The 18,824-nt window shown below is 65.2% G+C and carries 20 protein-coding genes; 7 read left to right on the plus strand and 13 right to left on the minus strand.

The genetic code is table 11. The annotated features are described in order from the left end of the window. Window positions 1-62: 62 nt before the first annotated feature. The 3 genes from dsbG to dsbD are packed head-to-tail and all read right to left on the minus strand — an operon-like array spanning window position 63 to window position 3,420. Window positions 63-830, minus strand: a complete 768-nt coding sequence (gene dsbG, locus FW796_RS09800; protein WP_210694041.1) for a thiol:disulfide interchange protein DsbG — start codon at window positions 828-830, stop codon at window positions 63-65. Further along, entirely contained in the window at window positions 806-1,669 is an 864-nt protein-coding gene (locus FW796_RS09805; protein WP_123727123.1) for a TlpA disulfide reductase family protein, read from the minus strand. The genes dsbG and FW796_RS09805 overlap by 25 nt, the downstream gene beginning before the upstream one ends. After that, window positions 1,669-3,420, minus strand: a complete 1,752-nt coding sequence (gene dsbD / locus FW796_RS09810; RefSeq protein ID WP_446439290.1) for a protein-disulfide reductase DsbD — start codon at window positions 3,418-3,420, stop codon at window positions 1,669-1,671. The genes FW796_RS09805 and dsbD overlap by 1 nt, the downstream gene beginning before the upstream one ends. Window positions 3,421-3,574: 154 nt before the next feature. Here dsbD and FW796_RS09815 point away from each other — a divergent pair, with 154 nt between their 5' ends. The 4 genes from FW796_RS09815 (at window position 3,575) to FW796_RS09830 (ending at window position 7,532) form a co-directional block, all read left to right on the plus strand. Continuing rightward, the gene (locus FW796_RS09815) at window positions 3,575-4,252 is read left to right on the plus strand and encodes a response regulator (protein ID WP_041119327.1); all 678 of its coding nucleotides are present in this window, start codon (window positions 3,575-3,577) and stop codon (window positions 4,250-4,252) included. Further along, window positions 4,253-5,578 (plus strand): ATP-binding protein, encoded by a 1,326-nt coding sequence (locus FW796_RS09820; protein ID WP_446439291.1) that lies wholly within the window; start codon window positions 4,253-4,255, stop codon window positions 5,576-5,578. 234 nt (window positions 5,579-5,812) lie between these two features. Beyond that, a complete protein-coding gene (locus FW796_RS09825) occupies window positions 5,813-7,225 on the plus strand; it encodes an aspartate aminotransferase family protein (protein WP_404937413.1) in 1,413 nt (470 codons plus the stop codon). 82 nt (window positions 7,226-7,307) lie between these two features. Further along, entirely contained in the window at window positions 7,308-7,532 is a 225-nt protein-coding gene (locus tag FW796_RS09830) for an MbtH family protein (RefSeq protein WP_011062453.1), read from the plus strand. Window positions 7,533-7,620: 88 nt separating this feature from the next. Here the strand turns inward: FW796_RS09830 and FW796_RS09835 are convergent, their stop codons facing one another. The 10 genes from FW796_RS09835 to FW796_RS09880 all read right to left on the minus strand — a co-directional run bounded on the left by FW796_RS09835 (window position 7,621) and on the right by FW796_RS09880 (window position 15,666). Beyond that, window positions 7,621-8,448, minus strand: a complete 828-nt coding sequence (locus tag FW796_RS09835) for a class I SAM-dependent methyltransferase (RefSeq protein WP_346632110.1) — start codon at window positions 8,446-8,448, stop codon at window positions 7,621-7,623. Window positions 8,449-8,570: 122 nt separating this feature from the next. After that, window positions 8,571-9,560, minus strand: coding sequence for a metal ABC transporter solute-binding protein, Zn/Mn family (locus FW796_RS09840; protein ID WP_346632109.1), 990 nt, complete (start codon window positions 9,558-9,560; stop codon window positions 8,571-8,573). Beyond that, window positions 9,561-10,460 (minus strand): metal ABC transporter permease, encoded by a 900-nt coding sequence (locus FW796_RS09845; protein ID WP_011062450.1) that lies wholly within the window; start codon window positions 10,458-10,460, stop codon window positions 9,561-9,563. It lies immediately after the preceding gene. Further along, window positions 10,460-11,203 (minus strand): metal ABC transporter ATP-binding protein, encoded by a 744-nt coding sequence (locus tag FW796_RS09850; protein WP_325985070.1) that lies wholly within the window; start codon window positions 11,201-11,203, stop codon window positions 10,460-10,462. The genes FW796_RS09845 and FW796_RS09850 overlap by 1 nt, the downstream gene beginning before the upstream one ends. Further along, a complete protein-coding gene (locus FW796_RS09855; protein WP_346632107.1) occupies window positions 11,200-12,129 on the minus strand; it encodes a metal ABC transporter substrate-binding protein in 930 nt (309 codons plus the stop codon). Before FW796_RS09855 ends, FW796_RS09850 begins: the two co-directional genes overlap by 4 nt. 34 nt (window positions 12,130-12,163) lie before the next feature. Next, window positions 12,164-12,736 carry a DUF6162 family protein gene (locus tag FW796_RS09860; RefSeq protein WP_346632106.1) on the minus strand — a complete coding sequence of 191 codons (573 nt, stop codon included), beginning with the start codon at window positions 12,734-12,736 and terminating at the stop codon, window positions 12,164-12,166. Beyond that, on the minus strand, window positions 12,733-13,071 hold the full coding sequence (locus FW796_RS09865; RefSeq protein WP_346632105.1) for a hypothetical protein: 339 nt from the start codon (window positions 13,069-13,071) through the stop codon (window positions 12,733-12,735). Before FW796_RS09865 ends, FW796_RS09860 begins: the two co-directional genes overlap by 4 nt. Continuing rightward, window positions 13,071-13,610: a thiamine pyrophosphate-binding protein gene (locus FW796_RS09870; RefSeq protein WP_446439292.1), complete on the minus strand. Its 540-nt coding sequence runs from the start codon at window positions 13,608-13,610 to the stop codon at window positions 13,071-13,073. Before FW796_RS09870 ends, FW796_RS09865 begins: the two co-directional genes overlap by 1 nt. Beyond that, the gene (locus tag FW796_RS09875) at window positions 13,607-14,830 is read right to left on the minus strand and encodes a PepSY-associated TM helix domain-containing protein (protein WP_346632103.1); all 1,224 of its coding nucleotides are present in this window, start codon (window positions 14,828-14,830) and stop codon (window positions 13,607-13,609) included. Before FW796_RS09875 ends, FW796_RS09870 begins: the two co-directional genes overlap by 4 nt. A gap of 368 nt (window positions 14,831-15,198) precedes the next feature. Further along, window positions 15,199-15,666 (minus strand): VOC family protein, encoded by a 468-nt coding sequence (locus FW796_RS09880; protein WP_404937408.1) that lies wholly within the window; start codon window positions 15,664-15,666, stop codon window positions 15,199-15,201. A 283-nt stretch (window positions 15,667-15,949) separates the two neighbouring features. Here FW796_RS09880 and FW796_RS09885 point away from each other — a divergent pair, with 283 nt between their 5' ends. From FW796_RS09885 to FW796_RS09895, 3 genes are all read left to right on the plus strand, one after another. Further along, complete coding sequence (locus tag FW796_RS09885) at window positions 15,950-17,173, plus strand: SfnB family sulfur acquisition oxidoreductase (protein WP_446439293.1); 1,224 nt, start codon at window positions 15,950-15,952, stop codon at window positions 17,171-17,173. 4 nt (window positions 17,174-17,177) lie between these two features. After that, window positions 17,178-17,843 (plus strand): methionine ABC transporter permease, encoded by a 666-nt coding sequence (locus tag FW796_RS09890; RefSeq protein ID WP_346632100.1) that lies wholly within the window; start codon window positions 17,178-17,180, stop codon window positions 17,841-17,843. A gap of 84 nt (window positions 17,844-17,927) precedes the next feature. Continuing rightward, window positions 17,928-18,698 carry a MetQ/NlpA family ABC transporter substrate-binding protein gene (locus FW796_RS09895; RefSeq protein WP_346632099.1) on the plus strand — a complete coding sequence of 257 codons (771 nt, stop codon included), beginning with the start codon at window positions 17,928-17,930 and terminating at the stop codon, window positions 18,696-18,698. Window positions 18,699-18,824 lie beyond the last annotated feature (126 nt).

The raw sequence follows: 18,824 nt of genomic DNA on the forward strand, positions 1-18,824 counted from the left end.
AAGCCAGGCGCCCGTCGCAAGGACGCCTTCGCCGGCAAGCCGGCTCCTACAGGGGCGGGGATTTATTTCGGGCCGAGGATCTGGGTCAGCTTGCCCGGGGCCGGGGCGCCCTGCTGCTGTTGCAGCTCACCCTTGTCGTCGAGGTAGAAGATCGCCGGGGTCGCCGACAGCTCTAGCTCTTCCATCAGTTTCATGTTGGCGTCGAGTTTGGCCTGGACCGCTGCAGGAATACTGGCCAGGGGTTTCAGGGCGCTGCCCTTGCCGGCCTTTTCATGATCCTGCAGGGCCTGTTGCGGGTCTTTGGCGGCCAGCAGGGCGGCGGATTTGCCCGGGCTGTCTTCGCGGATGATGCCCACCATGATATGCCGCAGCTGCACTTTGCCGGCCTTGACCCAGGGCCGTGCCTGTTCCCAGAACATATTGCAGTAGGGGCAGTTGGGGTCGCTGAACAGGTAGACGATGCGCGGTGCATCGGCCTTGCCGTCGGCGATCCAGTTGCTCTTGTCCAGGTTGCCCCAGACCTCCTTGGCCATCGGCGCGTAGACCAGTTTCTGCAAGGGTTCGGCGCTCAGGTCCTTGCCGTCGGCGTCGTACAGGTTGCCCAGCAGCACGTGCTTGCCGTCAGGGGTGAGGTACAGGGTCATGCCGCGGTTCTGGTACTGCGCGGCGTAGCCCTTGAGGCCGTCCGGCGCATCGAAGCTGCCGATGATCTTGGCGCCTTTTTCCTCGATCTTGCGGATCGGTGCAGGCAGTTCTTCGGCCTGCAGCAGCGGCACGTTGAGCAACGCTGCGCCCAAAGACAGGCTCAGCAGGTGGCGGATGAAGGGCATGGCGGTTTCCTTGATGGGGCGACCGGAGTCGGGTGTATGCCGTCGAAATTTTCCAGGGCCCGGGCCAGGCTGGCCTCGGACAACTCTCCCAGGTGGCTGCCCAGCAGGCGGCCGTCGGCGCTGTAGAACAGCGTAGTCGGCAAGGCCATGGAACCCACGGCCTGGCCCAGGCGGCCACCGCCGTCGAACAGGACGTTGTCCAGGTTCAGTTCCTGGGTGGCGAGGAAGGTGGCCACGCTTTGCATGCTTTCGCCCTGGTTGACGAACAGGAAGGTCAGGTCCGGGCGTTGCTGCTGGGCTTTTTCCAGCACCGGCATCTCTCGCCGGCACGGCGGGCACCAGGTGGCCCAGAGATTGATCACCAAGGGCCCGCCCTGGTAGTCGGTGAGTTGCACGTGGTCGCCGGTGGCATTGTGCAGGGCCACTTCGGGCAGGCGCGTGCCCTGGTCGTAGAGGGTCAGGGACAGGGTCGCCAGCAGCCAGAAGGCCAGGCCGCTGCCGACTCCGGCGCCCAGGGGGCGACGCAGTGCCGGGCGTTTCCAGCCCCAGGCCAGGGCCGCCAAGAGCATGAGGATGACCCCGGGCCACGCCAGGAAGCCGCCGTCGCGCAGGTCGATGATCATCCACAGGTCGTGGCGGTAGTGCTTCCAGTAGGCGATGACGAAGCTGATCCGCGCCGCCAGCATGCCCAGCAGGAACAGCGAAAACAGCACCGACTCAGGGTTGTCACCGCCGCGCTTGGCCACCCGCCAGCCCACCAGGGTGGCCAGGGCCAGGGCACTGATCAGCAGCAGGTGGTTGAGGGCAATGGCAAAGGTGCCGATGGTAAAGGTCAGCATCAACGGGCTTCCCGAGTCTGGGTCCAGCGTTGCAGGAAGGTGCTGGCATCCACTTCGCCGGTGATGCGCTGGCTGCGGCGCTCGCTGCCGTCCGGGCCGATCCACAGCATGCTCGGTGGCCCCGGCACTTTGTAGCGGCTCAGGAGTTCGCGGCCGTCGGCGTTGTCCAGGGTGACGTCCAGGCGCAGCAGGCGCACGTCCTTCAGGGCATCCAGGACCTGGGGCTGGCCGAACACGGTTTTCTCCATGATCTTGCAGGACACGCACCAGTCGGCGTAGTAGTCCAACAGCACCCACTGGCCCTGGGCCTGAGCATTGTCCAGGGCGCTTTGCAGCTCGGCCGGGGACTTCACGGTGGTAAAGGCATCATGGGCAGTGACGCTGCTGGCCACACCGCCACCGCTGTAGACCTTCAGTGGCCGCCACAGCTCGTCGCTGCCACCGGCGGCGCCCACCAGCAGCATGCTGCCCCAGACCCCGAACAGTACCGAGCTGGCACCGAAGGCGTGCACCAGCCGCCCGGCGATGGCCCGCTGTTGCCAGGCGCAGTAGGCGAGTACCAGGGCCAGGGCGCCCCACAAACCTATCCACAGGCTGGCGCCCAGTACCGGGCGCAGCATGTAGATGGCGGTGCCCAGGAACAGGAAGCCGAACACGCCCTTGAGCAGGTTCATCCACGGCCCCGGCTTGGGCAGGAAGCGGTTGCCCACGGTCACCAGCAACAGCAGGGGCAGGCCGATGCCCAGGCCCAGGGCGAACAGCGCCAGGCCGCCAAACAGGGCATTGCCGGTCTGGGCGATGTACAGCAGGCCACCGGCCAGGGGCGCGGTCATGCACGGGCCCACCAGCAGCGCAGACAGCGCGCCGAGAGCGCCACAGCCGATCAGGCTGCCGCCCTGGCGCTGGCGACTGGCACCTTCCAGGCGGTCACGCAGGGCCACGGGCAACTGCAATTCAAAGAAGCCGAACATCGGCAGCGACAGCAGGACGAACAGGGCGGCGAAACTGCCCAGCACCCAGGGTTGTTGCAGCCAGGCCTGCAGGTTGCTGCCCAGCAGGGCGGCGATCACCCCCATGCCGGCATACACCAGGGCCATGCACAGCACGTAGCTTGAGGCCAGGGCCAAGCCGCGGCGCGGGCTGGCGCCGCTGCCGACGACCATGCCGGCGAGAATCGGCAACATCGGCAGCGAACAGGGGGCGAAGGCCAGCAGCAGGCCGAAGCCGAAGAAGGCCAGCAGGCCCAGGCCCCAGGATTTCTGTTGCAGCTCATTGGCCAGCAACTGGTCCTGGGCCGAGCCGCCGCTGGTTGTCGCAGAGTTGGCGGCAGCGACTGTGGGCGCACCGCCCAGGTCCACTTCCAGGGTTTGCGGCGGGTAGCACAGGCCGGCGTCGGCACAGCCCTGCCAGCCCAGCTTGATCTTGCCGCTGGCGGCGGCGGGCAATTTTACTTCCAGGCCTTGGCGATACACCGTCTGTTCGCCGAAGAATTCGTCGCTGTGGTCTTCACCCGCCGGCAAGGTCGGTTGCTGCTCGGGCGGCAGGCCGTCGAACTTCAGGCGCTTCTGGTACAGGTAGTAGCCGTCGGCGATCTGCCAGAACAATTGGGTTTCCCCGGAAGGCAGGCGTTCGGAGGTGAACACGAAGGCCTTGCCCACCGGCAGGAAGTCGGGCTTGACCTCGAACGGGTTGTTGCCGGCTTGCGCCAGGGTGGTGAACAGCATGAACAGCAAAATGAACAATCGACGCATGGCCAAGCCTTAAACCGGTGCAAGTAGCGAGCACAATGGCGGGTCCTGATTAACCGATGATTAACCCTGCCTGGCTTGTGGCCAGTGGGCGGCAGGCATAATGTCCGCTTAATCCGCAGCCTGCTTAATCAACGCCTTTGTTACAGGACCGACCATGCACGTACTTGTCTGTGAAGATGATGAGCTGATTGCCAGCGGGATAGTCGCCGGCCTCACGGCCCAGGGCCTGACGGTCGAGCATGTGGCTACCGCTTCTGCGGCGCGGGCCATGCTCGGCGTGGCCGATTTCGACGTGATGGTACTGGACTTGGGCCTGCCGGATGAAGATGGTTTGAAGTTGCTCAAGCAACAGCGCCAGCAGGGCCTGGAGATTCCGGTGCTGATTCTCACCGCCCGGGACTCGGTGACCGACCGGGTCGACGGCCTGCAGGCCGGGGCCGACGACTACCTGCTCAAGCCGTTCGACCTGCGGGAACTGGCGGCGCGCCTGCACACCCTGTTGCGCCGGGTGGCGGGGCGCAGCGTCAACCTCATTGAACACGGACGCCTGACCTATGACCCCAGCACCCGGGAAACCCTGCTGGGTGGCCAGCCGGTGGACTTGTCCCGGCGTGAGCAATCCCTGCTCCAGGCGCTGCTGCACAACCGTGGCCGGGTGCTCTCCAGCGAGCAGCTCAAGGACAGCGTCTATGGCTTCAACGATGAGCTGGAGAGCAACGCGCTGAATGTGCACATCCACCACCTGCGACGCAAACTCGGCAACGGTATCGTCGAAACCGTGCGTGGCCTGGGCTATCGCCTGGGCCCGGCGGATGGCGAGGAGAATCCGTAAGTGAGGAGCCTGCGCCTGCGCCTGAGCATGACCCTCGGCGCTGCCTTCATTCTGATCTGGGCCCTGGCTGCGGCCTGGATGCTCAGTGATCTGCGCAATCAGATGATGTTCTCCCTGGACCAGCGCCTGGTGGCCTCGGCGCGCATGGTGGCCGGCCTGCTGGAACAGATGCCGACGCTGCCGTCCCACGCCCCGGGCAATCAGATCAATAGTGCGGCCCTGACCATTCCTGGGGGCATGGCCTGCCAGGTCAGTTCCTTGCGTGGGCAGATCCTGGCCCGCAGCCACAGCACTCCGGAACACACCCTGGAAGCCGAGAAGCTGGGCTTTCATGACCAGATGATCGACGGTGCGCCCTGGCGCACCTTCACCCTGGTGCGCGGTGACTTGCGCATCACCACCGCCGACCGTCAGGTGGAACGCGAGGCCCTGAACATGTCGGTGCTGCTCGCCGCTTCGGTGCCGGTGGGCGTGGCCTTGCTCGGCTGCCTGTGGCTGCTGTGGCTGGGCATCGGCCAGAGCCTGGCACCACTGAACCGGATCCGCGACGCCCTGATGCGCCGCAGCGCCGATTCCCTGGAGCCGCTGCAGATCCAGCCCATGCCCAGTGAGCTGCGGCCGTTGCTGGAAACCCAGAACCAGCTGTTCCAGCGCATCGCCAAGACCATCGAACGCGAGCGCCGGCTGACCGGTGACGCAGCCCACGAGCTGCGCAGCCCGTTGACCGCAATCAAGACTCACCTGCAAGTAGCGCGCATGACCGAAGGTGCGGCCCGTGACCAGTCCCTGGCCCGAGCCGAAGAAGGGGCCGACCGCATGCACCGGACCCTGGAGCAACTGCTGTTGCTGGCCCGGGTCGAGGGCAGCCTGTCGTTCGATGACGGTGTGCACTGCAACGCCGAGCAGGTGGCGCGCCTGGCGATCCAGGATGCCGCCGTGGGCGCCCGCGCCCGGGTCAAGGTGCACCTGGGGGACAACGCTGCCGAGGCCCCGGTGGAAATGCCCTCGACCCTGGCCATTGCCGCTTTGCGCAACCTGCTGGACAACGCCCTGCGGCATACGCCGGAAGAATGCCCGGTGGAGTTGAATCTGGAGATTGTCGCCGGTCGCCTGCGCTTCCAGGTACGTGACCATGGCTCGGGTATCCCCGCAGAAAACCTGCAGCACCTGACGCAGCGCTTCTGGCGTGACAGCCAGAGTAGCGGTTGCGGCCTGGGCCTGGCGATTGTCCAGGCCATTGTCCAGCGTTGCGGTTGCGAGCTGCACTTTGACAGCCGCCCCGACGGCCTGCGCGTCGAACTGACCCTGCCTGCCCACCGCGCCTGACCCATCACCGTCCACTGTAGGAGCTGGCTTGCCAGCGAAGGGGCCCGAAAGATCGCCTTCGCCAGCAAGCTGGCTCCTACGGGGCGGCATGTGCAATTTCCTCGCCCCGGGGTGTAAATCCCGACCGCGCTGATGCGTTTTTAGAACAGGAAAACCTGTCAGTGCGCACCCTGCTTCGGCTGCGCATCCGGCCGGTGGCCGTTTTGCTCAAATTGCAGCGTGAGGGTTCGAGACATGTCAGCCGTTACCAGCCTTATGGAAGATTCGCCGGTGGGCCTTGGCGCCACCCCGGCAGAGACGCTTTACCAGTTCGACGAATCGCCCCTGCTGGCCCGTCAAAGTCGCCAGGAATCCAATGCCCGCAGCTATCCGCGACGCATCCCCCTGGCCCTCAAGCGGGCCAGCGGCATCCACGTCGAGGACGTCGAGGGCCGGCGTTTCATCGATTGCCTGGCCGGTGCCGGGACCCTGGCCCTGGGCCACAATCACCCGGTGGTGATCGCCGCGATCCAGCAGGTGCTGGCCGATGAGTTGCCGCTGTTGACCCTGGACCTGACCACCCCGGTCAAGGATCAGTTCGTCCAGGACCTGTTCGGCCTGTTGCCCGAGGCCCTGGCCGCCGAGGCCAAGATCCAGTTCTGCGGCCCCACCGGCACCGATGCCGTGGAAGCCGCGCTGAAACTGGTGCGCACCGCCACCGGACGCAGCACCGTGCTGTCGTTCCAGGGCGGTTACCACGGCATGAGCCAGGGCGCGCTGAGCCTGATGGGCAGCCTGGGGCCCAAGCGTCCGCTGGCGGGACTCTTGAACAACGGCGTGCAGTTTTTGCCCTTTCCCTATGACTACCGCTGTCCGTTCGGTCTGGGCGGCGCCGAGGGGGTCAAGGTCAACCTGCATTACCTGGAAAACCTGCTGAGCGACCCGGAAGCGGGAGTGGCCCTGCCGGCGGCGGTCATCGTCGAGGCCGTGCAGGGCGAGGGCGGGGTGATCCCGGCGGACCTGGAATGGCTGCGGGGTGTGCGTCGCATCACCGAGAAGGCGGGGGTGGCGCTGATCGTCGATGAAATCCAGAGCGGCTTCGGTCGCACCGGCAAGATGTTCGCCTTCGAGCACGCCGGGATCATTCCCGATGTGGTGGTGATGTCCAAGGCCATCGGCGGCAGCCTGCCGCTGGCGGTGATGGTCTATCGCGACTGGCTCGACACCTGGCAGCCGGGGGCTCACGCCGGCACCTTCCGCGGCAATCAGATGGCCATGGCCACCGGTTCCGCGGTGATGCGCTACCTCAAGGAGCACCGACTGCCCGAGCACGCGGCGGCCATGGGCGAGCGCTTGCGCGAGCACTTGCTGATCCTGCAACGCGACTACCCGCAGTTGGGGGATATCCGTGGCCGTGGTCTGATGCTCGGCGTGGAACTGGTGGACCCGGCCGGCGCGCCGGACGCCCAGGGCCATCCGCCACAGCATTCGCGCCTGGCTCCCCTGGTACAGCGTGAATGCCTCAAGCGCGGCCTGATCCTTGAACTGGGCGGGCGCCATGGCAGCGTGGTGCGCTTCCTGCCGCCGCTGATCATCAGCGCGGCGCAGATCGATCAGGTGGCGGGGATCTTCAGCAAGGCGGTGGCGGCGGCAGTGGCCAGCCTCTAATTTTTCGCAGCCCTGATTCGTTCCTTCTACACAACTGTCACGCCCGCGGCGCGGCACACCTTATTAGCGATGGAGACAAGCAATGACTTCAGTATTCGACCGTGAGGACATCCTGTTCCAGGTGGTGGTCAACCACGAAGAGCAATACTCGATCTGGCCCGACTACAAGGCCGTGCCCCAAGGCTGGCGCACTGTGGGCAAGAGCGGTTTCAAGAAGGACTGCCTGGCCTACATCGAGGAAGTCTGGACCGACATGCGTCCGCTGAGCCTGCGCCAGAAGATGGACCAGCAGGCTGTGGCCGGCTGATCTTCGGCACGGGCTCTGTAGCCGCTGCTCCAAACGCAAAAAAGCCCGCTGAACCCTTGAGGTCAGCGGGCTTTTTCATGCCCGGCGATCAGGCCGCGGGCTTGATGGCCTGCAAGGTGTAGCTCAAGGGCAGGCGCCATGGCGCGTCCTTGAGCCGCCATTCGCCGCGTTCATCAACGATCATCTGCCCGGGGAGGGCTTCCCAGGGGATGCTCTGGTGCTCCACCAGACCGGTGATCTGCAAGCCCTGGCCCAACAGGGCGCTGATGATTTCGCCCATGCCGTGATTCCACTCGTGGGTCACCGTGGCCTTGAGGCTGCTGTCGGTTTCCACGTAGGTGGCGTCATCGTCCCAGACCAGCGGCTCGCTGCGTTCGAAGTAGGGAAACGCCACTTGCAGCGAGTCGCTGTGACCCTCGTCCAGGGCCCAGAGCATTGGATGCCCCTCGCGGATAAACAGCCGGCCACCGGGCTTGAGCAGGGCGCCGACGGTGTGCGCCCAGCGCTCGATGCTGGGCAGCCAGCACAGGGCGCCGATGCCGGTGTAGACCAGATCGAACTCGCCGCGGGGCAGGACTTCGGCGGCCGCGAACACGTCCGACTCGTGGTAGTCGATGGCGGTGTTGCAGCGCTGGGCCAGGGTCCGGGCTTCAGCCAGGGAGGCCGAGGAAAAATCCAACCCGCTCATCCGCGCACCGAGGCGCGCCAGGGACAGGGTATCGGTGCCGATATGGCATTGCAGGTGCACGCCGCGCAGGCCCTGGATGTTGCCCAGCAGGGGGCGGTCGAACTGCACGACATCGGAGAGAAACTGCGGGTCGTCGACAAAGCGCTGCACCGCGTAATCCGCCGAGGCGGCGTGCAAGGGCGCGCGTTCGTCCCAATTGGTCTTGTTGAGTTTCAGGTATTCGCTCATGGCGTGGATTTCCTGTCTGGGCATTTTTGCGAAGCGCAGACTAGCACCGGGAAAGGACGACAATCTTGAGGGAATATGTAAGCGCCGCCGCCGAACCGGCGGCAGCGGCGACAGGGGTAGGCTCAGCTTTTCGGGGCCAGGGCCTGGGTGACTTTCTGCAGGTTGCCTTCCAGTTCGCCGAGTGGGTCGGCGCTGTCGGTTTCCAGCACCAGCAACTGGCTGCCGCCGGCGCTGACCGCGGCTTTCAGGGCATCGGACGGCTGGCGATGGTGCAGGACAATGGCCACATCATTGTCCTTGAGCCGGGCTTGCAGCTTCTGCAGCGCTTCGGGCGTCCATTCGTTGTCGGCGCGGGCGTCGACTTCCACCAGCTCCAGGTTCAGGCCGCTGACCAGATAGCCAAAGTGCTCGGAGAGGCTCAGCACGCTGAGGTTGTCGGCCTCGGCCAGGCGCGCTTCGCTGTCGGCGCTGAGTTTGAGCAGGCGTTGTTTCAGCCCCGCCAGGTTGTTCTCGATCTGTGGCTTGGCTTCGGGGGCCAGGCGTGCCAGGTCGGCGGCGAGCACATCCGCCATGCGTCCCAGGTTGTTGCTGGACAGCCAGGGCTGAGCGTTGAGCCCGTCGCTCTTGCCCGGTTGCAGGGCCACCCCGGGCAGGGCGCCGTCCACTGGGCGGGCGGCATCGATCTCGACGATACGGATGTTGCTGCGCCGGGCGTTGGGGTACAGCGGGTCGTCCGGCCAGATCGAACGCAGGCCGATCACCGCGTCGGCGTTCAGCGCCAGTTGGGTCAGGGCCGGGGCGCCGCGTCCGGTGAAGTAGGCGGTCTGCCGCGAGCCCGGCAGGTTGGCCGGGGCCGCCCGTTCCAGCTGGACGCGGGTGCCTTGCAGCAGGATCTGCCCCAGGCCGAAGGTCACCGGCAGGGAGGCCAGCACCGTCAGCGGTTTTTCCGAGGTGGCGCTGTGCAGCGCGGTATTGCCCATGCCGTGGCTGGCGACCACGCGCATCGGCTCGAAGTGGTCGCGCTCGGCCAGGGCCGGGGTGCTGATCAGGCCGCCGAGGACCAGGGCCAGGCTCAGCTGACGCAATGACAAGTGACGCAATGAACTGTGCATTTATCCGATATTCCCTTTCAGGCTGGGGACAGTGCCACGGGCGATGGCGGCCAGGGCGAAGGCGACACCGGCCACCAGGATGATTGCCGCGCCGGAGGGCACCGGCAGGTCGAAGACGATCGGCAGCAGGATGCCGCACAAGGTGCTGACGGTGGCGATGCTCACCGAGATCCAGAAGAAGCCCTTGAGGGACTGGCTGAGCAAGCGGGCGGCAGCGGCCGGAATCACCAGCAGCGCGCCCACCAGGATGGCGCCGATGACCTTGACCGCGGCCACGGTGATCAGGGTCACCAGGATCACGAACAGGTAGTCCAGGGTCTTGACGGCGACGCCGCGCACGGCCGCCAGCTGCGGGTTGAAGCTGGCCAGCATGATGCGGTTGTACAGCGGCAGGCTCAGGCCCAGCACCAGGGCGCCGACGATCAACAGCACCAAGAGGTCGTTGCCGTTGACCGTGAGCACCGAGCCGAACAGCACGTTTTCCAGAATGTGCACGTTGATCTTGCCGGCCAGGATCAGCAGCAGGCTGGCGCCCAGGGCCAGGGACACCGAGAGGAAGACCCCAATCAGGGTGTCCGGGGCCAGCCCGGTGCGGTTGCGCAGGTAGTTGAGGAGGATGCCGAACAGCAGGCAGTAGCCGAACAGGCTGCCGTAGGGACCGGTGTAGGGCTCGCCCAGGAGAATGCCGATGGCCACCCCGGTGAGGGCAGCGTGGCCTACCGCTTCGGAGAAGAAGGCGAAGCGCTTGACCACCACCAGGGTGCCCAGGCCACCGAGCACCGGCCCGATCAGCAGGCCGGCCAGCAGTGCATTGACCACGAACCCGTAGGCCAGGGCTTCGGGCAGGTAGCCGGCCGAAGCCCAGCCCTGGACCATCAGGCGAAAAGCTTCATAGGTCATCAGGCAGCACTCCCGGCGGTTCGTGGATGAGTGGAGAACAGGCTGAGCAGGCGCTCCGGGGTCAGGGTCTGCTGCGCCGGGCCGTCGAACAGCACCCGGCGATTGAGGCCGGTGACCCGGTCTGCCAGACGGCCCACGGCTTCCAGGTCGTGCTCGATCCACAGCAGGGTGATGCCGCTCTGGCGCCAATCGTGGAGCAGGCGTTCGAAGACCTGGATCCCGGCCTCGTCCAGGGCCGACATCGGTTCGTCCAGTACCAGCAGTTGCGGGGCCGGGATCAGACCCTGGGCCAGCAGCACGCGCTGGCGTTCACCGCCGGACAGAGCACCCATGCGCCGTTTGCGCTTGTCTTGCATGCCGACCCGTTCCAGGGCCTCGCCTATGGCCTGGGCGTAATGTCGGCTGAGGCCGAGAAAGGCCGGGCGGCGCTGGCACATGGCAGCCATGAAATCGTCCACGGTCATCGGCAGGCCACGGTCGAACTCCAGGGCCTGGGGCACGTAGCCGATGGTGCCGGGCGCATCCGGCCATTGCAGGCGCAATTGGCCCTGGTGCGGCATCTGCCCCAGCAGGGTCTTGATCAGCGAACTCTTGCCGCCGCCGTTGGGGCCCACCAGTGCGTGCACGCTGCCGGGCTGCACCTGGAAGGTCACGCGGTCGAGGATGGTGGTGTTGCCCAGGGTCAGGCTGACCTGATCGAACTCGATGGCCGGGCCCCGCAGCAGGGTCTCGATGGCGGTCATGCCCCGGCCTCCTGGATGGCCCGGACCACGGTGTCGAGGTTGCCTTTCATTTCCTTCTCGTATTTCTCGGCGCTGTAGTCGCCGTAGGAAATGTGCGACAGCGGGTAGAGCTTGACCCCGGATTCGCGCTGGATGGTCTCGACGTAGGTGGAGGGGAAGTCCATCTCCGAGAAGATCACCTTGACGTCGAGTTCCCGCAGTTGGTCGATGGTCTTTTTCAGCTGACTGGGGCTGGGCTCGATGCCGTGGGCCGGTTCCACCACCGCGGTGACTTGCAGGCCGAACTCGCGCAGCAGGTAGTCGTAGGCTGCGTGCACCGTGGCCACCCGCAGGTCGGCATTGGGTGCCTGGGTCAGCTTGGCCAGGGCATCGGCGCGCATCTGCCGCAGGCGCTTGCCATAGGCACGGGCGTTCTGGGTGTAGGTCTTGGCGTTGGCCGGGTCCATCTTGCCCAGCTCCCGGGCGATGTTGTTGACCTGGGCGATGGAGGCGCTGATGGACAGGAAGGTGTGCGGGTTGACCACTTTGCCGGCGCCCCGGGCGGCGACGCCGGTGGCGGCCAGCAGCGGCACGTTTTCGTTGGCTTCGATCACCGGGATGTCCGGGCGCTCGCTGGCGGCGATCATGCGGTCGGCGAAGTCATCGTGGCCCACGCCGTTGAGCACGATCACGTCCAGGGTGCCAATGCGCTTGATGTCCTCGGCCCGGGGCTCGTAGGCGTGGGGGTTGAAGCCGGCGGGAATCAGCGGCACCACTTCGGCCTTGTCGCCGACGATATTGGCCACGTAGCTGTAGTAGGGGTGCAGGGTGATGCCAATGCGCAGGCGCTTGGCCGGGTCGGCGCTGACCAGGGGGCTGAGCACCAGGGCCAGCAGGCTGACCAGCAGCACCCGCAGGAAGGGGCGGCGTTGCGATGAAATAGGCATGGGCTTGCAGTCTTCTCTCGGGGAGTACGTGGATTCAGTGGCGATGCTGGCGAGTCACCCCGGCATCGAATTGCGCGACCACCTGTTGCCAGCCGGCGGCGGCCAGCTGCGAGTCGCTGAGATCGACAGGCACGGTGACGGACGGGGCACGATTGAGCCAGATATCCACCTTGGCCTGATCCTCGGTATCCAGGCGCATCAGAAAGGAACCGGCCACTTGCGGGTTCTGGCTCAGGCCCAGGTAGGCCCGATCCTGCAATTGCCAGGCATGGCCACCACGGCTCACCGAGCTGGCGTCCTGGGCGAAGGGGGCGAAGCCTTCCTCGGCCAGTTGCTCCGGGCTCGGCAGCGTCTGGCTTTCGGCCAGCAGCAGGTGGATTTCATCGAGGGTCACCCGCAGGTCGGCGTAGATGCCTTGTTCACCAGCGCTCAGGTCGCGGCGAGCGTCCAGTTGGTGGCTGGCGACGCTGGCGGTTTCGACTTTTTCGCCGCGCCACAGCACCACCGTGGCGGCCACACTCAGGATCAGCGCGCACAACAACAGCACATAGAGGGTTTCGTGGCCGGCGCCGGCGGGGCGCACGACCTGGGTGGTGGCTGGGTTCATGGGGCCTCGATATCCGCTTGGTCGATCTCGACCACGTGGCCGGGGCCCGCATCGAAGAGCACGTAAAACTCGCTGGCGGGCTTCTTGAAGGTCAGGGTCGAATCGGCCCCCAGCTTGCCCGGCACCAGAATGCTTTCGTCGTAGCCGATCACGTCCAGGGTCACCCCCGGTGCGCCGCTGCCATCGGAAAAGCCGCCGGTGCAGCGGATCTGCTCGGCGTCGATAGCCTTGCACTCGCACATCGGGTTGTGGGCCAGGGCGCTATGGCTGAAGGCGGCGCCCAGCAGCAACAGGGCAGCGCCGCCGAGGCGCCGGGTGGATACTGCGCGAATCATCATTTGCCTCCTTGTTTTTCGAGCCAGGCCACGGTGGCGGGTGAAGCCTTGCTCAGGGGAATGGATGCCTGGTGCATGCTGCCGTCCCAGCCTTCCATGGTGATCCACAGCTCAGCGTCGGCTTTGGTCTTTTCCGGAATCGGCAGGCTGGCCCCCATGCGATACGGGCTGCCGAAGAAGATCACTCCGGCGGCCCGCAGGCTGCGGGGTTTGCCGATGCGCAGGTAGGTAGCCTTGACCGGCTCGATGCAGGCCTGGCACAGGGCGGCGTTGAAGCTTTTCAGGTGGCCGGCGGGGCCATCGCTGCGGGGAGCTTCGTTGCGCATCTCGGCCAGGCGCAGGCTCCAGGGACCAACCTGGACTTCGCCGATTTCTCGTTCCCCCAGGCCGCTTTCACCCCGAAACAATGCGACGTCGGCGAAGTACTTGGGCATGAAGCCCAGGGGGATCAGCAACAGCAGGATATTCAGGTGAAAGCGCCATTTGTGCCAAAGCCGGCTCAGCAACGAAGGCGCGGTTGCGCTGTGGGTCTGGCTCACGAGTGGCTCTCCGAAGTTTCGATGCTCATGGCCGGGGTGGGCGTCGGCACGGGTTTGCTGGCGGGACGCGCACGAGCGGCCTTCTCCTCACGCTTGAGGGCGTTGGCGGTGGCCAGGGCGGTGCGCTTGGTCCAGATCAACAGGCCGCTGAGGACCATCATGCTCAGCACCAGGCCGAAGAAGAACCAGATCAGCTTGACCCAGATCCCGCCAAAATCACCGGTGTGCAGCGGGCGCATGGACTCGGTGACGAACTCCAGGGTGTTGCGGTCGCTCAGCAGGTGCGAGGTGTCCAGGGAGCCGGTGTAGGGGTTGATGTTGGCGGTCTGGTACATCAGCGGGTACCAGCCACGACCGCCCACGTACAGGTGGCTGTAGGCATTGCTTGGCAGGCTGACGAAGCTGATGTCGAAGCCGGGGATCTTCTGGGTGGCGATGCCGATGGCCTGGTCCAGGCCGATCATCGGTGCCGGGCTGCCGTCAGTGGTGGCCGGCACCTGCTCGCGGGCGATGACCGGGACAATGGGTTGGCTGGAAATGCTGACGTGGTTGTCGGCGAGAACGGCCTCGATCAGGAACCAGGTGCCGGTGATCGAGATCACCGTGATAAACCAGATGGACCAGATACCGCTCAAGCGGTGGAAGTCGCCCCAGAAGATCCGTGCCCCATGGCGCAGGCGCAAGGTCGGCTTGAGAAAGCCCTTCCAGAACTTCTTGTAGACCACCAGTCCGGTGATCAACGAAATCAGCATCGGCAGGCCCAGGAACGATACCAGGTACCAGCCCCAGCTATAGCCGTTGGTGAAGGGCACCAGCCACCAGCCATGCAGGGCCCGGGTGAAGCCCTGGAAGTCGAACTCTGGGCTGGTGCCCTGGATCACCCCGGTGTAGGGGTTGACGTACAGCGTCGGGGAGCGGCCGTCCGGGTAGCTGACGCTGACACTCAGGGCGAAATGGCTTTCGTCCGGGGTCACGATGGTATCGATGCGGGTGCTGGGTTCGGCCTGCTTGATGGCCGCCACGATCTGGTCGTAATTGAGCGGCTGCGCATCATCGCTGGGTTTGCTGGCTCGGATATCCGGATTGGCCAGCCACACGATCTCCTGGCTGACCACCGCCAGGGTGCCGGTGACACAGACGATCAGCACAAAGAACCAGATGGGCAGGGCCAGCCAGCTGTGCACCAGAAACCAGATTTTTGAACGGGACTTCTTCGACATGGAGTGGGCGTCTTGATTCGAGGAATGGAGCGGCACTGGAACCCTGGGCCGGGCCTGGCACAAAGGTGCCGGGCATAGCCTTGGCCAACGCGGCCTGCTGCATCTAATTAAGACGAATGAGAATCGTAAATCCTGAAAGGCGATATGAAAGTAAATGTTACGAAGCCCGGGAAACCCCATGAAAATGGGATTTTTCCTGGGCTTTCGGTTTGTGCATCAGGGGCGGCTGGCCGGAGTAGGAACTGGCTTGCCAGCGAAGGGGACCGTGAGATCGCCTTCGCCGGCAAGCCGGCTCCTACAAGAGGGGGGCCGTGAGAGGGGCTTTGCCGGCAAGCCGGTTCCTACGGTGTGTTGGGCCTCAGGGCGGGTCAATGGGGCTGTTGCTGGAACATTTCCTGCGCCCGTCGGCTGATTTCCTCGGTACTCAGGTCTTCCTTGCGGCTGGCCAGAAACCAGACATGCCCGAACGGGTCTCGCAGGCTGGCGCTGCGATCGCCATAGAACTGGTCCTTGAGCGCCGACACTTCGCTGCCGCCGGCGGCCAATGCCCGGGCGAAGCTGCTATCGACATCTTCCACGTACAGATGCAACCCAACCGAGGTCTTGTGGGTGTCCGGGCTGTCCATCGGGGTTTCTTCGCAGGGGCTGCCGAGCATGATGGCCGAGCCGCCGATGCGCAGTTCGGCATGGCCGACGCTGCCGTCGGGCATGTCCAGGCGCATGGTTTCCACCGCGCCGAAGGCCTGCTTGTAGAACTCGATGGCCTCGGCGGCGCGCTTGATGCCCAAGTAGGGAGTGACGCCGCTGAAGCCTTCGGGAATGGGTTTGACGCTCATCTGGGTTTCTCCTTGATGTTGTTTTTGGAAACGGGTCCGTCGCCGGATCGAGCAGCTTTCACTCTATACCCGGGAACCTTCGGTACCGGTGTGGGCCGACGAGGTGTCGTCCAGGCAACAGCGATTCACTGTTGGCCCACCAACAGCCCTCCAGCAATGTGTCTGGCGGCCCACTGGGCAACCGCCAGGAACGGCCTGTAAATCCTTGAATTCACAGGCCTGATCTTTCGGCACAGAAGCTGCAATGACGGGGTGGAACCTTCATTCGCCCCGAGAGCGCTGTATGTCTTCATTGCCTGAATCTGCCTTTTATCCCCTGCATACCCCGGCTGCCCATGTGATCCGCGATGGCGCCGAAGCGTTGGTCGTGGCCCGGCGCGTGGCGGCGGTCCTGCTGGAGCAGGACGCCGAGCGCGACCGCACTCGTGAGGTGCCCTCGCAGCTGGTCGACCTCTATTCCAACAGTGGCCTGTGGGGCATCAGCGTGCCCCGGGAATATGGCGGGGCCCAGGTGTCCTACGCGGTGCTGGCAGAAGTGATCGCCATCATCTCCACAGCCGATCCGTCCCTGGGGCAGATCCCGCAGAACCACTACTGCCTGCTGGAAGACATCCGCCTGCAAGGCACTCCGGAGCAGCAGACGCATTTTTTCGCCCTGGCCCTGCAAGGCCACCGTTTTGCCAATGCGCTGTCGGAAACCGGCGGCAAGAACGTTCAGGACATTCAGGCCAGCATCCGTCGTTCAGGTGACGGTTATGTGATCAACGGCCGCAAGGGTTATTGCACCGGTTCGCTGTACGCTCACTGGCTGGCGGTGCTGGCTCTGGACGAGCAGGGCCGCGGGCAACTGGCCTTCGTGCCCCGGGGCAGCGAGGGACTGGCGGTGATCGATGACTGGGACAGCATCGGCCAGCGCACCACGTCCAGCGGCACGGTGCTGGCGCAAAACCTGCAGGTGCCGGCCTTCAACCTGTTCCCCACCTATCGCTCCTATGAAAGCCCGACCCTGGCCGGGCCCTTCGCCCAGCTGACCACGGCGGCCATCGACGCCGGCATCGCCCGGGCGGCGCTGCGGGACACCATCGCCTTTGTTCGTCAGCACGCCCGGCCGTGGATCGACGCCGGGGTGGAAAAGGCCAGTGAAGATCCATTGACCATCATCCAGGTGGGGGCCCTGGATATCCGCCTGGAGGCCGCCGAAGCCCTGCTGGAACGGGCCGGCCTGGCCCTGGACGCGGCGCGTCCGGCACCCGATGAAGACAGTGTTGCCCGGGCTTCCCTGGCGGTGGCCAAGGCCAAGGTGCTGACCACCGAGATCGCCATCGAGGCCAGCAACAAGCTGTTCGAGTTGGGCGGCACCCGCTCGACCCTCAAATGCCACAACTTCGACCGCCACTGGCGCAATGCCCGGGTACACACCCTGCACGACCCGGTGCGCTGGAAGTACCACGTGGTGGGCAACTGGCTGCTCAACGACATCAAGCCACCGCGCCACGACTGGTCCTGACGCCATGGCCGAGTGGTTCAAGAACATCTACTGGGCCGATATCGCCCAGGCCTGTCTCGACACCCTGAGCATGCTCGGTGCGGCCCTGGGCTTTACCGTGCTGCTGGGGCTGCCGTTGGGGGTGCTGTTGTTTCTCACCGGCAAGCGCCAGTTGCATGAAGCCCAGGGCGTTTATCGAGTGCTGTCGGTGCTGGTCAACGTGCTGCGCTCGTTGCCCTTCATCATCCTGCTGATCGTGCTGATTCCCCTGACCACCTTGCTGGTGGGCACTTCCCTCGGGGTGCCCGGCACCATCCCGCCGCTGGTGGTGGGCTGCACGCCGTTCTTTGCCCGGCTGGTGGAAACCGCCCTGCGGGAAGTGGACCGCGGGGTGGTGGAGGCGACCCAGGCCATGGGCGGCAGCACCTGGCAGATCATCCGCCACACGTTGTTGCCGGAAGCCCGAGGCGGCCTGCTGGCAGCGGTCACGGTGACCGCCATCGTGCTGGTGGACTACACCGCCATGGCCGGAGTGATCGGCGGTGGCGGGCTGGGGGACCTGGCGATTCGCTACGGCTACCAGCGTTTCCAGACCGACGTGATGCTGGTCACCGTGGTCCTGTTGCTGGTGCTGGTGCAGGCCCTGCAAATGACCGGCGACCGCCTGGTGGCGCGTTACAGCCGACGCTGAATCAAACCCTTGAAAAACACCCACAACACCCGGCCCACGTGCGCCTCACGACGGCTGTCAGTCATCTGCCTTAGGAGCAACTCCATGAAAAAGACCCTGGCCGTATTGGCCGCTGTGCTGTCCTTGAGCGTTCATGCCAACGAGAAACTGCTGGTGGGCGCCACCCCGGTGCCTCACGCCGAGATCCTCGAATTCATCAAGCCTGAGTTGGCCAGGGAGGGCGTGGACTTGGACATCAAGGTCTTCACCGACTTCATCCAGCCCAACCAGCAATTGGCGTTGAAGAACCTCGACGCCAACTACTACCAGTACCGGCCGTTCCTTGATGACTTCAACAAGACCCGGCACACCGACCTGGTGCCGGTGGTGGGGGTGCACATCGAGCCTTTCGGTGCCTATTCCACCCGGATCAAGAGCATCGCCGAACTCAAGGACGGTGCCACGGTGTCGATTCCCAACGATCCGGTGAACACCGGTCGTGCCCTGGTGCTGCTGCATGAGGCGGGGCTGATCAAGCTCAAGGACCCGAGCAACACCCTGGCCACCCCGCGTGACATCGTCGACAACCCCAAGCACCTGAAGATCCGTGAACTGGAAGGCGCCTTGCTGGCCCGCTCGGTGAGCCAGGTGGACCTGGCGTTCGTGTTCGCCAACTACGCCCTGGAAGCCGGGATCGACACCAACAGCGCCTTGATCGTGGAGAAGGGCAAAGACCTGTACATCGAATTTCTGGTGGCCCGCCCGGACAACCTCAACGACCCGCGGATTCAGAAACTGGCCAAGGCACTGAACTCCGACGCAGTGCGCCAATTCATCCTGACCCGCTACAAAGGCCAGATCGCCCCCGGCTTCTGACCGCCGCCCGATCCCCGGCTCCCACGGGGAGGCGAATTGTAGGAGCTGGCTTGCCAGCGAAGGGGCCCGTGAGATTGCCTTCGCCGGCAAGCCGGCTCCTACAGGCGAGGCGGATAGGTAGGAGCT

It is taken from the genome of Pseudomonas sp. 910_21 (assembly GCF_052850735.1).

Excerpts from the sequence above, each read along its gene's own strand:
- FW796_RS09825 (WP_404937413.1), top strand. The coding sequence starts at position 5,813 with ATGTCAGCCGTTACCAGCCTTATGGAAGATTCGCCGGTGGGCCTTGGC.
- FW796_RS09835 (WP_346632110.1), bottom strand. The coding sequence starts at position 8,448 with ATGAGCGAATACCTGAAACTCAACAAGACCAATTGGGACGAACGCGCG.
- FW796_RS09845 (WP_011062450.1), bottom strand. The coding sequence starts at position 10,460 with ATGACCTATGAAGCTTTTCGCCTGATGGTCCAGGGCTGGGCTTCGGCC.
- FW796_RS09895 (WP_346632099.1), top strand. The coding sequence starts at position 17,928 with ATGAAAAAGACCCTGGCCGTATTGGCCGCTGTGCTGTCCTTGAGCGTT.
- dsbG (WP_210694041.1), bottom strand. The coding sequence starts at position 830 with ATGCCCTTCATCCGCCACCTGCTGAGCCTGTCTTTGGGCGCAGCGTTG.
- FW796_RS09815 (WP_041119327.1), top strand. The coding sequence starts at position 3,575 with ATGCACGTACTTGTCTGTGAAGATGATGAGCTGATTGCCAGCGGGATA.
- FW796_RS09885 (WP_446439293.1), top strand. The coding sequence starts at position 15,950 with ATGTCTTCATTGCCTGAATCTGCCTTTTATCCCCTGCATACCCCGGCT.
- FW796_RS09860 (WP_346632106.1), bottom strand. The coding sequence starts at position 12,736 with ATGAACCCAGCCACCACCCAGGTCGTGCGCCCCGCCGGCGCCGGCCAC.
- FW796_RS09840 (WP_346632109.1), bottom strand. The coding sequence starts at position 9,560 with ATGCACAGTTCATTGCGTCACTTGTCATTGCGTCAGCTGAGCCTGGCC.
- FW796_RS09880 (WP_404937408.1), bottom strand. The coding sequence starts at position 15,666 with ATGAGCGTCAAACCCATTCCCGAAGGCTTCAGCGGCGTCACTCCCTAC.
- FW796_RS09850 (WP_325985070.1), bottom strand. The coding sequence starts at position 11,203 with ATGACCGCCATCGAGACCCTGCTGCGGGGCCCGGCCATCGAGTTCGAT.
- dsbD (WP_446439290.1), bottom strand. The coding sequence starts at position 3,420 with ATGCGTCGATTGTTCATTTTGCTGTTCATGCTGTTCACCACCCTGGCG.
- FW796_RS09890 (WP_346632100.1), top strand. The coding sequence starts at position 17,178 with ATGGCCGAGTGGTTCAAGAACATCTACTGGGCCGATATCGCCCAGGCC.
- FW796_RS09855 (WP_346632107.1), bottom strand. The coding sequence starts at position 12,129 with ATGCCTATTTCATCGCAACGCCGCCCCTTCCTGCGGGTGCTGCTGGTC.
- FW796_RS09875 (WP_346632103.1), bottom strand. The coding sequence starts at position 14,830 with ATGTCGAAGAAGTCCCGTTCAAAAATCTGGTTTCTGGTGCACAGCTGG.
- FW796_RS09830 (WP_011062453.1), top strand. The coding sequence starts at position 7,308 with ATGACTTCAGTATTCGACCGTGAGGACATCCTGTTCCAGGTGGTGGTC.
- FW796_RS09865 (WP_346632105.1), bottom strand. The coding sequence starts at position 13,071 with ATGATTCGCGCAGTATCCACCCGGCGCCTCGGCGGCGCTGCCCTGTTG.
- FW796_RS09805 (WP_123727123.1), bottom strand. The coding sequence starts at position 1,669 with ATGCTGACCTTTACCATCGGCACCTTTGCCATTGCCCTCAACCACCTG.